Source organism: Haloarcula sp. KBTZ06 (assembly GCF_048595605.1).
Classification (GTDB): domain Archaea; phylum Halobacteriota; class Halobacteria; order Halobacteriales; family Haloarculaceae; genus Haloarcula; species Haloarcula hispanica.
The window spans coordinates 1,779,735-1,793,497 of sequence record NZ_CP184337.1 but is presented as its reverse complement, the minus strand read 5'-3'; the positions used below and the strand labels follow the sequence as shown (position 1 = coordinate 1,793,497).

At 64.3% G+C, this 13,763-nt stretch carries 20 protein-coding genes; 11 read left to right on the top strand and 9 right to left on the bottom strand.

What is annotated here, in order from left to right; translation table 11 throughout:
• The first annotated feature begins 3 nt into the window (after positions 1–3).
• Positions 4–369 carry a hypothetical protein gene (locus ACNO8S_RS09335; protein ID WP_420181820.1) on the top strand — a complete coding sequence of 122 codons (366 nt, stop codon included), beginning with the start codon at positions 4–6 and terminating at the stop codon, positions 367–369.
• A 23-nt stretch (positions 370–392) separates the two neighbouring features.
• Here ACNO8S_RS09335 and ACNO8S_RS09330 read toward each other — a convergent pair whose 3' ends face one another.
• The gene (locus tag ACNO8S_RS09330; RefSeq protein WP_008313168.1) at positions 393–716 is read right to left on the bottom strand and encodes a hypothetical protein; all 324 of its coding nucleotides are present in this window, start codon (positions 714–716) and stop codon (positions 393–395) included.
• A 193-nt stretch (positions 717–909) separates the two neighbouring features.
• A complete protein-coding gene (locus ACNO8S_RS09325; protein ID WP_008313170.1) occupies positions 910–1,446 on the bottom strand; it encodes a hypothetical protein in 537 nt (178 codons plus the stop codon).
• An 89-nt stretch (positions 1,447–1,535) separates the two neighbouring features.
• Here ACNO8S_RS09325 and ACNO8S_RS09320 point away from each other — a divergent pair, with 89 nt between their 5' ends.
• A complete protein-coding gene (locus tag ACNO8S_RS09320) occupies positions 1,536–1,769 on the top strand; it encodes a DUF2249 domain-containing protein (RefSeq protein WP_008313171.1) in 234 nt (77 codons plus the stop codon).
• On the top strand, positions 1,766–2,080 hold the full coding sequence (locus ACNO8S_RS09315; protein ID WP_014040731.1) for a cupin domain-containing protein: 315 nt from the start codon (positions 1,766–1,768) through the stop codon (positions 2,078–2,080). Before ACNO8S_RS09320 ends, ACNO8S_RS09315 begins: the two co-directional genes overlap by 4 nt.
• Positions 2,081–2,082: 2 nt before the next feature.
• Here the strand turns inward: ACNO8S_RS09315 and ACNO8S_RS09310 are convergent, their stop codons facing one another.
• Both ACNO8S_RS09310 and ACNO8S_RS09305 read right to left on the bottom strand, forming a co-directional pair.
• Positions 2,083–2,355, bottom strand: coding sequence for a glutamyl-tRNA reductase (locus ACNO8S_RS09310; protein WP_014040730.1), 273 nt, complete (start codon positions 2,353–2,355; stop codon positions 2,083–2,085).
• Positions 2,352–2,693 (bottom strand): DUF2249 domain-containing protein, encoded by a 342-nt coding sequence (locus ACNO8S_RS09305; protein WP_079980840.1) that lies wholly within the window; start codon positions 2,691–2,693, stop codon positions 2,352–2,354. Before ACNO8S_RS09305 ends, ACNO8S_RS09310 begins: the two co-directional genes overlap by 4 nt.
• 32 nt (positions 2,694–2,725) lie before the next feature.
• On the opposite strand from ACNO8S_RS09305, the gene ACNO8S_RS09300 reads away from it, so the two are divergent.
• Positions 2,726–4,039, top strand: coding sequence for a hypothetical protein (locus ACNO8S_RS09300; RefSeq protein WP_064287579.1), 1,314 nt, complete (start codon positions 2,726–2,728; stop codon positions 4,037–4,039).
• Position 4,040: 1 nt separating this feature from the next.
• Here the strand turns inward: ACNO8S_RS09300 and ACNO8S_RS09295 are convergent, their stop codons facing one another.
• From ACNO8S_RS09295 to ACNO8S_RS09285, 3 genes are all read right to left on the bottom strand, one after another.
• Entirely contained in the window at positions 4,041–4,337 is a 297-nt protein-coding gene (locus ACNO8S_RS09295; RefSeq protein WP_023843329.1) for a DUF7521 family protein, read from the bottom strand.
• A 157-nt stretch (positions 4,338–4,494) separates the two neighbouring features.
• Complete coding sequence (locus ACNO8S_RS09290) at positions 4,495–4,794, bottom strand: DUF7521 family protein (RefSeq protein WP_014040726.1); 300 nt, start codon at positions 4,792–4,794, stop codon at positions 4,495–4,497.
• Positions 4,795–4,796: 2 nt separating this feature from the next.
• Positions 4,797–5,174, bottom strand: a complete 378-nt coding sequence (locus ACNO8S_RS09285; protein WP_004591803.1) for a helix-turn-helix domain-containing protein — start codon at positions 5,172–5,174, stop codon at positions 4,797–4,799.
• 211 nt (positions 5,175–5,385) lie between these two features.
• Here ACNO8S_RS09285 and ACNO8S_RS09280 point away from each other — a divergent pair, with 211 nt between their 5' ends.
• The 5 genes from ACNO8S_RS09280 (at position 5,386) to ACNO8S_RS09260 (ending at position 10,461) form a co-directional block, all read left to right on the top strand.
• Positions 5,386–6,537 (top strand): multicopper oxidase domain-containing protein, encoded by a 1,152-nt coding sequence (locus ACNO8S_RS09280; protein WP_014040725.1) that lies wholly within the window; start codon positions 5,386–5,388, stop codon positions 6,535–6,537.
• A 348-nt stretch (positions 6,538–6,885) separates the two neighbouring features.
• The gene (locus ACNO8S_RS09275; protein ID WP_151103533.1) at positions 6,886–7,200 is read left to right on the top strand and encodes an Htur_1727 family rSAM-partnered candidate RiPP; all 315 of its coding nucleotides are present in this window, start codon (positions 6,886–6,888) and stop codon (positions 7,198–7,200) included.
• A complete protein-coding gene (locus tag ACNO8S_RS09270; RefSeq protein ID WP_151103532.1) occupies positions 7,197–8,432 on the top strand; it encodes a TIGR04347 family pseudo-SAM/SPASM protein in 1,236 nt (411 codons plus the stop codon). Before ACNO8S_RS09275 ends, ACNO8S_RS09270 begins: the two co-directional genes overlap by 4 nt.
• A gap of 248 nt (positions 8,433–8,680) precedes the next feature.
• Complete coding sequence (locus tag ACNO8S_RS09265; RefSeq protein ID WP_151103531.1) at positions 8,681–9,367, top strand: PHP domain-containing protein; 687 nt, start codon at positions 8,681–8,683, stop codon at positions 9,365–9,367.
• Entirely contained in the window at positions 9,367–10,461 is a 1,095-nt protein-coding gene (locus tag ACNO8S_RS09260; protein WP_129755303.1) for an asparagine synthase C-terminal domain-containing protein, read from the top strand. Before ACNO8S_RS09265 ends, ACNO8S_RS09260 begins: the two co-directional genes overlap by 1 nt.
• Positions 10,462–10,468: 7 nt before the next feature.
• Here the strand turns inward: ACNO8S_RS09260 and ACNO8S_RS09255 are convergent, their stop codons facing one another.
• Both ACNO8S_RS09255 and ACNO8S_RS09250 read right to left on the bottom strand, forming a co-directional pair.
• The gene (locus ACNO8S_RS09255; protein ID WP_420181819.1) at positions 10,469–10,945 is read right to left on the bottom strand and encodes an NUDIX hydrolase; all 477 of its coding nucleotides are present in this window, start codon (positions 10,943–10,945) and stop codon (positions 10,469–10,471) included.
• A gap of 43 nt (positions 10,946–10,988) precedes the next feature.
• Complete coding sequence (locus tag ACNO8S_RS09250; protein ID WP_008313196.1) at positions 10,989–11,963, bottom strand: transcription initiation factor IIB; 975 nt, start codon at positions 11,961–11,963, stop codon at positions 10,989–10,991.
• 224 nt (positions 11,964–12,187) lie between these two features.
• Between ACNO8S_RS09250 and gatC the strand changes: the two genes are divergently transcribed.
• Positions 12,188–12,466, top strand: coding sequence for an Asp-tRNA(Asn)/Glu-tRNA(Gln) amidotransferase subunit GatC (gene gatC / locus ACNO8S_RS09245; protein ID WP_008313198.1), 279 nt, complete (start codon positions 12,188–12,190; stop codon positions 12,464–12,466).
• A complete protein-coding gene (gene gatA / locus ACNO8S_RS09240; protein ID WP_050036729.1) occupies positions 12,467–13,744 on the top strand; it encodes an Asp-tRNA(Asn)/Glu-tRNA(Gln) amidotransferase subunit GatA in 1,278 nt (425 codons plus the stop codon).
• Positions 13,745–13,763: the final 19 nt, after the last annotated feature.

The window sequence follows — 13,763 nt, the reverse complement described above, 5'->3', positions numbered from 1 at the left end:
AGTATGGGTGCTGCCGACGGTGACTGGCTGACGCTGGAAGGGAGTTCCTTCTCCAGTCGGTCCTTCTCCAGCGTATGGGCGGTGGCGCTGGCGACCTACGGCGTCGGGGACGTGGTTACCACCATCGCCATCGTCTATTTCGTGCCGACGTTCACCGAGGCGAATCCCGCGATCCGGTGGGCGATCCAGTCGTTCGGCGGCGGCGGCTTCCTCGGCCTCAAACTCCTCGTGATATACTGCTGTCTCGGCGTGAGCATCTGGGGCGGCGTGCTCGAAGAAGACCCGTTGCTCTACTACGGTCCGCCGGTGCTTCTGACAGTGATGGGGCTCGCCGTGACCGGGTTCAACCTCAATCTGCTGTTTTCCTGAGGAACCGCCGTTTTACTGCCGGCCTATTCAGCCGTCGCGTTGCCCGCGGTGGTCCCGTCCGACTGGTTGTTAGCCGGAGTCTCTGTCGGAGTTTCGGACAGGAGCGCGCTCGGCGGTGGGGAGGCACTGCCGCCGCTTTCGGTCGAAGTGGCGTCAGTTCCGTCCGGTGTCGACTCCGTCGGGCTTGGCGTCATCTCGGTGGCGGGCTCAGAAGTCGCGTCGCTGTTGTCGGTGAGACCGAGGGTCCCAACGCCAGCACCGACGACGGCGAGTAAAACGAGAAGGACCAGTCCCAGAAGCCGCTTGTTGTAGGTTCCGTCCGCATCCCGAAAGATATCGCTATCCATCTCGGCTCCGCCTCCGGCGGGCCGCGACGCCGCACTGTAAGTACTCCGATACCATCGTTTTTTGATAGGTTGTTGCTTTCTGTCGTGGAGGGACCCTCCACTATCCCACCAAGCCACCGATATCCCACCCAGTCGGCTCAGCTTACGATATGTCGCCCAGCAAACCGTATAACGTTTTCCATGTACTCAGCCGTCAGAACGGCACGCTCTCGTCGGACGATTCGTCCGCATCGTCCGTCCGGAGTTCACCGGTTTTCCGGTACCGCGTTTCGAGTTGCTGGAGTTTGTCGTTGATACTCGTACTCTGGTGGTGGCCAGGGCTCACGCGGACGCGGACAAGGTCGTACTCGTGGCGGTCCGACAGCCCGTTCCAGGCGCGAAACGCGCCGACAGTCAGCGTGTCGCTCTGGGGGCAGAACTCGGTCGTCGGCGTGAACTCGGCTCGCAACACGCTCCTGTCGTCCGTCTCACGGCCGTAGCGGAAGCCCGCGTCCGGGTGCCGATGGTCGAGGTTCAGCCGTGCGAGGTTGTACCCGAAAGTCATGTCGTACACGCCGCGCTCGTCGAACAGATCCATCGTGAGTCGGTGGAACGCGGCGTGGTCGGTGCCGGTCAGTACTGCTGTCTCAGACAGGAACGGGCCGGGGTCCGGGTTGTGTTCGGGTACGAACGTCCCGTAGCTATCGAACCCGACGTCTGAGCCGCCACGGAGGCCGGAGAGAAGGCTCATACTGAATCGAACGGGCGGCATCCATCAGGACCTACTCCCGAACGTGTTCGGGGGAACCCCCTCACCGACGCCCGGCGAACGCTCAGGTGATGCCAGCAACCACACTCGACCTGCGCGAGACGCCGCCGCCGGAGCGACACTCGAAGATACACGACTCCTTCGAGGCGCTGTCCTCAGGGGAGACGCTTCGGATTATCAACGATCACGAGCCAAAGCCGCTGTTCTACGAGATGCAAGCCGAGGTCGAGGCGTTCGACGCGGCGAATTATCGGTGCGAGCAGGACGGCCCACAGAAGTTCGTCGCCGACCTTCCGAAACAATGAGCGAATCTACCGTCACAGAAACGGAGCGAGCAACGCTCGACGGCGACGGGGACGGCCGGACGAGGTTGTTCGACGGGGAGCCAAAGACCATCCGGTTGACACTCGATGCGGGCGAGTCGATTCCGGCCCACAAGCATCCCGGTCGGGACATCGTGTTCCTCCTCCGTTCGGGCGCCGTGGACCTGACGCTCGGCGACGAGACGGTGTCGCTCTCTCCCGGCGACGTCGTCCGGTTCGACGGTGACCAGGACATCTCCCCCGCCGCAACGGCGGACAGCGAGGCACTGCTCGTTTTGGCGTCGTCGGAGTAGGCTCACTCGAACAGGGAAATCGCGGTTTCGATCCGCTCGTCGTCCGCACTCCTCGCCGCGTCCTGTAGAGTTGCCCGGGGGACGGCGAGCAATCGGTCGACGAGCCGTTCGCTCAGTTTTTCGACCGCAAGCTGCTGGTCAGCCGTCAGTTCACCGTCCTGCTGTAGCTGTGACAGCGTCCGTTCGAGTTGCTCCCGCTGAATCTTCGCACCACGGCTGTCGATACGAGCGATCGCTTCTTCGACGTCGACAGGCGGCTCCGTGTTCTGATTCATCTGTGCCAGATGACTGTCACTGTCGCGTCGTCGGTCTCAACACTTTCGTACTCGTATCCTCTGTCCTCGAGTTTCGGGTAGAGGTGCTGTGGGGCGCGGTCGTTGAACTGGACGAGGACGATGTCGTCGTCAAGGTCCGCAAGCCGCTCTAGTGTCTGCTTGAGCGGCTTTGGCGGCCCCAGCGACTGCACATCGAGGCGTTCCGTCGGCGCGTCACCGGGCGCACCGGTTTCCGAAATCAGGGCCGCGATTTGCTCTGTTGGCTGGTGGTTCGACGTCATGTGTTCGCGTTCGGTTGTGAACGGGCCGACCCTTTCCCCGAACATATTCGGCCTCAGTGCCAGCAGGGACAAGGTCGTACTACACAGCAATGAGCGGAATACCTGCCGACGTGGACGCAGACGCCGCCCCGCCGATGACGGTCCCGCTGCGTCATTTCGTCGTCGCGCTGGCGTTTCTGGTCGCCGGTGTCACCGTCGGCGTCGTCGAGGGCCGTGCTGGCCACCTCGCACAGGTCCACCTCCTGCTCGCGGGGTGGGTCTGTCTCACCATCATGGGCGCACTGACGCAGTTCGTCCCGGTCTGGTGTGGCATCGAACTCCACTCGCGCCGCCTCGCTGCAGCGCAGTTACCACTCGCTGCGGTCGGGTTCGCGGGTCTGGCCGCTGGCTTCCTGACAGCGACTCCTGCCCTGCTACCGGTCGCCGGCGCGTTCGCGCTGATCGGCGTCTGGACGCTCTGTTACAACATCGGACGGACGCTACTCGCTGCGGAGCCCGACGTCACGGCGATTCATTTCGGCTGGGCACTGGTGTTTTTCGCCCTCGTGACGGCCGCCGGGATAGTGTTGGCGCTGGATCACGCTGCCGGCGTCCTCCCGATTTTGGGAATCGGCCGGCAGGGGCTCTTGCTGGCCCACGGGACACTCGCCGTGTTCGGTGCTGTCCTGACGACTGTCGCGGGTGCACTGGCACAGCTCGCCCCGATGTTCACGCAGGCCGACACAGGCAGGGTCGATGCAGCGGTCCAGCGGGCGGAGACGGCCGTCTATCCGTTCGGCGTTCTTGCGCTCGCCGGCGGTCGCCTAGTTGGGTCACCCGTTCTGGCCCGGTTCGGCGCAGTTCTCGTCGCTGCTGGCCTTGGCGTGGTGGCGGTGCTCTTGGCGCGACAGCTCGTCGGGGCGCGTGTCGAGTGGTCCCCGATGTTGACCCGATACAGCGTCGCAGCGCTGTCGCTGTTTCTCTGGGCCGGACTGACGGTGTTCGCGTGGTGGAACGACCCGCTGGCGTACGCCGGGCTGCTCGGTCAGCCGTCGACGGTGCTGCTCGTCGGCGGCGTCGGCTTCGTCGTCCTCGGGACGCTGTATCACGTCGTCCCGTTTATCGTCTGGGTCCACCGGTACAGCGACCGCCTCGGCTTCGAGGACGTGCCGATGGTCGATGACCTGTACGACCACCGAATCGCGGCAATAGATGGTGTGGCGCTGACAGTTGCGTACGGCCTCCTCGTGAGCAATCAGTGGCTCGAGACACCGGACGGCACGGCGTTAGTCGCCGGGGCGCTCGCGTTTTTCGGGACTGTCCTGTTCGCGGGGAACCTCGTCGCCGTCCTCGTCGAACACAGCCCGCAATCGCTACCAACACTCCTGACCGGTCGTGGACGCACGCCCGCCGAGGACTCGTAACTCAGTTCGTCGTGGTCGGCTGGTCAGTGTACACCGAGTAGGTCAGAATAAAGAACCCAGCAGCGGTGAACAGTTCTTCGACAGTGACGCTCTGTGCGACCGGCATGCCGACGAACTGGTGGAGGCTGCCGCCGAGTATTGCACCCAGTGTGACGAACCCGATACCGAGACAGAGCGCTCGCATCGCCGGTGCCCGAGTGCGGCGGTATGCGCGGTATGTCAACGTCGTCAGTATCACACCGCAGAACAGCGTGACTGTCTTCATCCCGATTAACAACACTGCGTTCGCTCCAAGCATGGCTTTGATTGACACGTCCTGATAAATATACCGTCCGTAGCGTTTCCAGTCGGTGAGAATACCAGTGTCACGACACGATACGGACCAGTTGCCCGCTCCGGCCGAAATCGAGAAGCGAGAGGCGACGAGATTGCTGCGCGGGTACGTCGCGTGGTCACTACCGAACGTACAGCGAGTACAGGATGATACCCAGGCCGATGGCCGTCAGTGAACTCGACGTGAAGACGCTCACGGAGAGCAGTTGCTGACCGAGATACCTGCCGACAACGATATCGAGAACGCCACCAATAAATGCGCCAAGGGTCACCACACCGAACCCGTAGGTGAGCCACTTGTGCTGGGGGCTTTTCGTCCGGCTGTACGCCTGATACGAGTAGTACGTAATCAGTCCGCCAAGAATGAGGATCAGTGTCTTCGAGACGACGATGCCGACCTGTGAACTTGGAATGTGTACCATGGTTATGTCTCCTTTCGCACCTCGGACCAGAGGTTTTCGAGCCGTTGGTCCGGCGTCCGAGCGCGGTGTGAGATGTCGACGGTGAGCGACAGTTCCTCGTCGAGACTGATGACGACCTCCTCGAAGTCGATCGCGTACCGGCTCGCGTGTTGGCCGTCCGACCGGACTTCGACGCCCTCGTACAGCAACGAGGACTCGGTCAGTAGTTCGAGCTTTCGGTAGGTCGTCGATAGCGGTACGCCGCTCCGGTCGGATATCTCGCTCGCCGTCAACGGTTCCTCCAGTACGCTGACAATGGCGCGACAGTCCTCGTCGTCGAGTGCGTCGAGGACCGTCTGTAACTCCGGCGTCTCCTCGTCAGCGAAGGGGTCCCGGACCATCCTTGCTCGACACTGCCCGCCCAAGACGTTTAATGTAACCGACTTGGGAGCGCTTACCGCCCGACACAGCCGACGTTTGCGCCACACAGCACGCAATATATGGGGGACTTATCTGTAACCGTTCGTTCGTTCCCAGCAACTGAGAACGCTTCTGTCGGTCTGAGAACTCCCTTCGGGGGTTTATACTGTGGTGTCTTATCCACAGTTGCTTATGGAAGACCAGATTGGCGCACCCGGATCGGGCATCTCCCGTCGTGACTTCGTGAAAGCCTCCGGCCTCGGTGGCACGGTCGCGCTTGCGGGCTGTACCGCCCCGGGTGAGGTTCCGACCGAAGAGTCAGTCGACACCAGCACAACTCCAGCACAATCCGACAGCGACCTCCCGACCACGTCGCCGCCTGAGATCGTCAACGTCGACGAACAGGGTGGCGAAGTGACGCTCTCCTCTGTCCCGGCCAAGCACGAGGCCCATCCCGGCGAGTCGATGGGCGGCCCGGTCGAACTGCCAAAGGTGTGGGCGTTCAAGGCCGACGACGGCGAACCGAGCGTTCCGGGACCGATTCTCCGGACGACGGAAGGCGAGGACATGGAGGTCACCTTCGACAACACGGACGGCATGCGCCCGCACACGGTCCACTTCCACGCCGTCCAGAAGCAGTGGGAAGACGACGGCGTCCCGACGACGACGGGCATCCGCATCGACCCCGGCGAGAAACACACCTACACGATCCCCGCGAACGTGACGGGCACGCATCTCTATCACTGCCACTACCAGACTCACCGCCACATCGACATGGGGATGTACGGCATCTTCCGCGTCGACCCGAAGGGCTACGAACCGGCCGACAAGGAGTACTTCATGACGCTGAAGGAGTGGGACTCCCGACTCAACCGTCAGATGGCCGGCATGGACGCCAGCTACGATGTTCGCAACCGTCGCCCCGATACGTTCACGGTCAACGGCAAGTCCGCGCCGCGGACGCTGCATCCCGAGGACGGCTCGCCGATCATCGTCGAGCAGGGCGACACGGTGCGTATCCACATGTGTAATAACGGGTACATGGACCACCCGATGCACATTCACAACCACCGGTTCCAGGTGACCCACAAGGACGGCGGGAAGATTCCGGAAGCCGCCCGCCACGACCAGGACATCACCAGCATCCCGCCCGCCGGTCGGCACACTATCGAGTTCGAGGCCGACGCCGACCCCGGCATCTACCTCGCGCACTGTCACAAGGTCAGCCACGCGATGAACGGGACCTCCTACCCCGGTGGGATGATCACCGGTGTCGTCTACAAGGAGGCGATGGACACCGACATCTTCAAACAGCTGATGGACTACGCCGGCTACGAAGCGTAAGACGGCGTTTCGATAGGCTGCGTGAGTTGATTGGTCTTTTCGCGGGACATCTCGGCTACATTCGAATAGCAGACTTTCCTTTTAAGCCACGCAGGCACGACCCGTTAGTAAATCAGATACTGCTATACCAAAATTCGGAGTTCGGCTATTGCGACCACTTCCGGCAGCCACGAGCAACTCGACTGTGACCGCTATCCTCCAGTCTCACTCTGTGCTTGCACAGCTCCCGCCCAGCGTCTGGACGGCAAACGCTGTATTCCAATCGAACTGAAACGCCGTTGACCGAGTGGTTCCCAGTAGCTGAGAACACGCTAGTCCCGTTTTTCTTGGGGAGTCTAACAGAGGGGTATGGAAGAGTTCGACCACGAGGTAGACGCCCCGCGCGGCGCAACGAGTCGCGAGTGGGAGGTGTTCGTCCGCGAGGACACGGCGGACCCGCTCACCCACGTCGGCAGTGTCAGCGCGCCGTCCGCCGACATCGCCAGAGAGCAGGCAGCGTCGCTGTTCGCGCGGACGGCCGTCACACTGTGGTTGTGTCCCGCCGACAAGACCCGCCGCTACCAGACGGACGAGGCGACGCTCGGAACGGGGAACGCGGGGGACGACGCCACTATGAGCGTCGACGAGATGGAGTCGGAGACGCTCCGGGGTGAAAACCGATGATTTCGGTCTCGAAACTGCTCTGTGACCTCGACGCTGAGGGGGACGGCCTCCGGTACGACGCGGCCAACGAGTCGACCAAACGCCAGATCCGGGACGAGAAGCAGCGCCGGCCCGTCGTCGTCTGGAACGTCACCAAGCAGTGCAACCTCTACTGTGATCACTGCTATGCTGCCGCCGACACCGAAATCGCCGACGGGGAGCTCTCGACCGCGGAGGGGAAAGCGCTGCTCGATGACCTGGCCGACTACGGCGCGCCGGTGGTGCTGTTCTCCGGCGGCGAGCCGCTCGTCCGGCAGGACCTCGAAGAACTGGTCGCCTACGCGAACGAGGTCGGCGTCCGACCGGTGCTTTCGACCAACGGGACGCTCATCACCGAAGAGCGCGCCCGGTCGCTCAAGGACGCCGGGCTGAAATACGCTGGCGTCTCAGTCGACGGGCTGCCGGAGCGAAACGACGACTTCCGCGGGGTCGACGGCGCGTTCGAGGGCGCGGTTCAGGGGATAGAGAACTGCCTCGACGCGGGCCTGAAGACCGGACTCCGGTACACGATAACCGAGCGCAACGCCGCGGACCTGGAGGGCGTCGTCGACCTGCTGACTGACGTGGGCGTGGACCGCTTCTGCTTCTACCACCTGGACTACGGCGGCCGCGGGACCGAGATTGTCGACGCCGATCTCACGCCCGAGGACCGCCGGCAGGCGGTGAAGCGAGTCTGTGACATGACTCGCGAGTACCACGACCGCGGCGAGGAGATCGAGACGCTGCTGGTCGGGAACTACGCCGACGCGGCCTACCTCGTCGAGTACGCCCGCGAGCACATGAGCGACGCACAGGCCCAGCGGGTGTACGAGTACCTGCGGGTCAACGGCGGGGACCCGACCGGCGAACGCGTCGCCGACGTGGACTATCAGGGCAACGTCCACCTCACGCAGTTCTGGCAGGGGTACTCGCTGGGGAACGTCCGCGACCGCTCGTTCGGCGCTATCTGGGAGGACGAGTCGAACCCGCTTCTGACGGCACTCCGCAACCGCGAAGAGCACCTCACGGGGAAATGCGCCGACTGCCGCTACGCCGAGGTCTGCCGCGGGGCCTCCCGGCTCCGGGCGCTCACCGTGGAAGACGACCTGTTCGCCCCGGACCCGCAGTGTTACCTGGAAGACGAGGAGATCCACGGGTCGCCGCCGTTCGACACCGGTGAGCGCTCGGTGGCGAGCGGGAGCTCGGCCGACTGAGTCGGCAGCGTCTAACCCCATTTTAATCCCCACCAAGCTGAGGGGGCTCACTCATTCCTGCACACCAGTAATTGCAACATGCGACCGTCGATTGACGGTCGTATCGTCGGGAAGCACACGCTCAGTCTCGTGGGACAGATGGGCGTTCTTCGGGCACTCGGCCGCCTTGGACACGGCGGCCGGTTTGTTCTCTGTGAGAACGGGGGCGGACCGGGGCGTTTTTGCCCTGCCCCCCGTTATCGATACCTGTGCAGTCGGTTGAGCTACACGCGCACTCGTCGCTGTCGTACGACGGCCGGGACCCGGTCGAGCTCCTCTTAGAGCAAGCCAGCGCCGTCGGACTGGACGCGCTGGCCGTGACTGACCACGACGAAATCGACGCCAGCCTCCGGGCGGCCGAACTCGCCCCGGAGTACGGCCTCGTCGGGATTCCCGGGATGGAGGTCACATGTGCCGCCGGACACGTCCTCGCTCTGGGGATTCAGGAGGCGATTCCGCCACACCTTCCGTTCGAGGAGACGCTCGACCGCATTCGCGATCAGGGGGGACTCGCAGTCGTCCCACACCCGTTTCAGGAGTCCCGCCACGGCGTGCTGGAACACATCTCGAAGGCCGAACTTGCGACCGCCGATGCTATCGAAGTGTACAACTCGCGGCTGCTGACCGGACGGTCGAACCGGCAGGCCGAGCGGTTCGCCCGTCGTAACGGGTTGCCGATGACCGCCGGCAGTGACGCCCACATCGCGGAGATGGTCGGGCAGGCAGTCACCAACGTCGGCACGGACGAACGAACGGCCGACGCGATTCTCGACGCCATCCGTGAGGGCAAGACGACCGTCGAGGGCAAGCGGACGCCGTGGCGGATTAGCTTCCGGCAGGCCGCCGGCGGGGCGAAGCGACGCGTCAAGAACGGCATTGCGGAACTACTGCAGTGATGCAGGGAGCTGACCCAGATACCGTCGTCGACGCCCTCGACAGCGGCGACGCGCTGCCGGGAAGCGGCGGGTTCGCGGGCGAACTGGACGGAACGCTCCTCCGGGACGTTCTCGGGCGATACCCGCTGTTCGTGGAGCGGACTGTTTCTGACGGGGAGCCTCTCGACCCCGGGCAGTGGAGCCGTGACCCGACCGCGCTGGCCGATCCGCGGTCGTTCCCCGCCGGTCATATTCGGGACGACAACGGGACCCGGCAGCGGTGGTCGCTCCCGTCGCCCGACCCGTTCAGCGACCGCGAGACAGCCATCAATCGGGTTCGCGAGGCTGTCGAGACGAGCATCGACGCCGTCGACACTGATTCTCTCGCTATCGCGTTCTCAGGCGGTGTGGACTCGGCGCTGCTCGCGGCTCGTCTCGACGCGCCGCTGTACGTCGCGGGCTTCCCGGACAGTCACGACGTTGAGGCCGCTCGGTCGGCCGCCGACCTGCTGAGGACCGAGGTCCGTGTGGTCGAACTGACTCACGAGGCTATCGAGCGGGCGGTCCCCGAAATCGCACACGCCACCGGTCGAACCAACGCCATGGCGGTCCAAATTGCGCTCCCGCTGTATCTCGCCGCGGAACGGGTCGCCGCCGACGGCTTCGACCGGCTGGCGCTCGGCCAGGGAGCCGACGAGCTGTTCGGTGGCTACGCAAAAGTCGCAAAGGCCCCCGAGGACCCCCGCGTAGAAGCCGACACCGTCCGCGGGGCACAGCGGGAGGTCATCGGCTCGCTCCCCGACCAGTTGGAGCGGGACGTGCTCGCCCTGCGGGCCGCCGGCGTCGAGCCGGTGACGCCGCTGTTACACGACCGCGTTGTCGAGGCCGCGCTCCGACTGGACGGCGAGCTGCTCGTGGACGGCGAAACGCGGAAGGTCGCGCTCCGGGCGGCAGCGCGCGGATCACTCCCCGACGAGATCGCAAACCGGGACAAGAAGGCCGCACAGTACGGCTCGCTTGCCGCCCGGGAACTGGACCGTCTGGCCCGACAGGCCGGCTACAAGCGCCGGATGGACGACCACGTCACGCAGTACGTCGAGTCGCTCGTGGAGTGAGTCACGGCTACGGCTCGCGTACCGCTTCGATTGCTTGCTGGCCGACCTCGACGACGTCTGCCGGGAGTTCATCGCTCCGATTCTGTAGGTCATTAGCAGAGAACCATTCCCAGTCCTCGGCCGGCTGTTCGCCCGGCCCCGGCGCGATATCGCGGGTGTCCGCCCGGCCGTAGAAGATGAAGTCGATGTGCTGGTGGCCGACCTCGCCTTCGGCGTTGACGTTGATGTCCTCCAGCAAGAAGTGCTGTGGCTGGGGCATCGATTTGACCGTCTCGCTCTCGATGTCCTGCTGTGATGCGATGAGATCCACGTCGAGGCCTAGTTCCTCGCGCGTCTCGCGGAGCGCGGCCTCGTGCGGGAGTTCGTCGCGGTCGATGTGGCCGCCAGCGGGCAGCCACATGTCGAGTTTACTGTGTTCGTGGAGCGCGACGCTGCCGTCGCTGACGACGTAGACGGTCGCGACAAAATGACGCGTGGTCTCCATACCGACAGGAGGGCACAGTCGGTGGTTTAGGTTACGATACCGGTCAGGGGTGGATGTTGTCTTCCGCTTCCAGCAGTTCGTGGTAGCGGTTGCGGATGGTGACCTCGGAGATATTGGCCACTTCGCTGACCTCGCTCTGAGTTACCTTCTCGTTGGTGAGCAGCGAGGCGGCGTACACCGCAGCGGCGGCGAGGCCGACCGGCGACTTCCCGGAGTGGACGCCCTCTTGCTTGGCGTTCTGGAGCAGCTGGCGGGCGCGCCGTTCGACCTCCTCGGAGAGGTCCAGATCCGACGCGAACCGCGGGACGTAGCTCTCGGGGTCGGCCGGCTGGATTTCGAGGCTGAGTTCGCGGACCACATAACGGTAGGTCCGGGCGATTTCGTCTTTCTCGACGCGGGAAACGCCGGCAATCTCATCGAGCGAGCGCGGCGTCCCGGCCTGTCGCGCGGCGGCGTACAGCGACGCCGTCGAGACGCCTTCGATGGAGCGGCCGGGCAGCAGGTCCTCGTCCAGTGCGCGACGGTAGATGACGCTGGCCGTCTCGCGGACGTTCTCGGGCAGTCCGAGGGCACTCGCCATGCGGTCGATTTCGCCGAGGGCCTGTTTGAGGTTGCGCTCCTTGGAGTCGCGGGTACGGAACCGCTCGTTCCAGGTGCGCAGTCGCTGCATCTTCTCGCGCTGGCGCGAGGACAGGGAATTGCCGTACGCGTCCTTGTCCTGCCAGCCGATGTTGGTCGAGAGGCCCTTGTCGTGCATCATGTTCGTCGTCGGCGCACCGACACGGGATTTCTCGTCTTTCTCCTTCGAATCGAACGCGCGCCACTCGGGACCGGGGTCGATCTCGTCCTCCTCGACGACCAGCCCACAGTCCTCACACACCGTTTCACCGCGCTCGCTGTCGGACAGTAACGACCCGTTACACTCCGGACAGACGAGCGTCTCCGACTCCTCTTCGTCCGTCTGCTCTGTCTCCGTCTCGCGCTCGTTCGAGTATCGGCGGATGCTGGTATCGGTCATTTGTTGGGGGTGGGACAACCGGGTATCGTACCCGAAAAACGTGTTGTAGCCTACTGTTGTATCTACGGCGACTTAAAACTTTTGTCCGTTTCAGAAGTCCAATTTTCCGAAGGGGAAACAAGAGTTGGCAATTCTTGTGTATTCGCTTCCACAATTATTAACTATGCTATATATCTGCCCGGTGTTTCGAAACGCTTACCGCGCATCCAGCACTCCGGCCCGACATGAGCGACCCCGCCGTCGATCCCGAGGAGGTCCGGCACGTCGCCGACCTCGCCCGTGTCGACCTCGCAGACGACGAGATCGAGCGGTTCACCGAGCAGTTTGGCGACATCCTCGACGCGTTCGAAGCGCTCGACGACGTCCCAGAGACAGAACGGGAGGCTGACCTCTCGAACGTGATGCGCCCCGACGAGACACGCGAGAGCCTCTCGCAGGAGGACGCGCTCCGGAACGCCAGTGATACCGAAGAAGGGCAGTTCAAAGGGCCGAAGGTGTCGTAGATGACGGCGTACAACGGCTACATCACCGACGAGACCATCGAGGGCGCGGACGACGGCCCGCTGGCGGACAAGACCGTCGCGGTCAAGGACAACATCTCCACCGAGGGCGTCCGGACGACCTGCGGTTCGGCGATGCTCGAAGACTACGTCCCGCCGTACGACGCAACGGTCGTCGAGCGCCTGAAAGACGCCGGCGCGACCATCCCCGGCAAGACGAACATGGACGAGTTCGGGATGGGGACGACCACCGAGACGTCGGCGTTCGGGCCCGTTGAGAACCCCGTCGCCGAGGGCCGGGTGCCGGGCGGTTCCTCCGGTGGCTCGGCCGCTGTCGTCGCCGCCGGCGACGCCGACCTCGCGCTGGGGAGTGACACCGGCGGCTCCATCCGCTGTCCGGCCGCCTTCTGTGGCGTCGTCGGTATCAAGCCGACCTACGGGCTGGTTTCCCGATACGGCCTCGTCGCCTACGCCAACAGCCTCGAACAGATCGGCCCCATCGCACCCACGGTCGAGGACGCCGCGGAACTGCTGGATGTCATCGCCGGGCCGGACGAACACGACGCGACGACGCAGGAAGCGCCCGAGAGCGACGGCTCCTACGCGGCGGCCGCCGACGGCGACGTCGACGGACTCTCTATCGGCGTTCCGACGGAACTGCTCGACGGGGCCGACGAGGATGTCGTCGAGACGTTCTGGGCGGCGATGGACGACCTCGAAGCACAGGGTGCGAGCTACCACGAGGTCGACCTCCCCTCCGTCGAACACGCTGTCGAGGCGTACTACGTCATCGCGATGTCCGAGGCCTCCTCGAACCTCGCGCGGTTCGACGGCGTCCGGTACGGGCAGTCCGGCGGCTACGACGGCAACTGGAACGAGTCGTTCGCGAACGCCCGTGAGGAAGGCTTCGGCGAGGAGGTCAAGCGTCGGATTCTCCTCGGAACCTACGCCCTCTCGGCGGGCTACCACGACAAGTACTACAAGAAGGCGCAGGACGCCCGCGCGTGGGTCAAACAGGACTTCGATGAGGCGCTTGAGGACGCCGACGTGCTCGCCTCACCCACGATGCCCGTGCCGCCGATGAAACGCGGCGAGAGTTTGGACGACCCGCTCACGATGTATCTGGCCGACGCCAACACGACCCCGGTGAACCTCGCGAACCTCCCGGCCGTCTCCGTCCCCGCCGGCGAAACCGACGACGGGCTACCTGTGGGGCTGCAACTGGTCGGCCCGGCGTTTGGTGAACGCGAAATAATTCGGGCCGGCAGCGCGCTGGCCTGAGGCAGGGCCGGACCCTCCC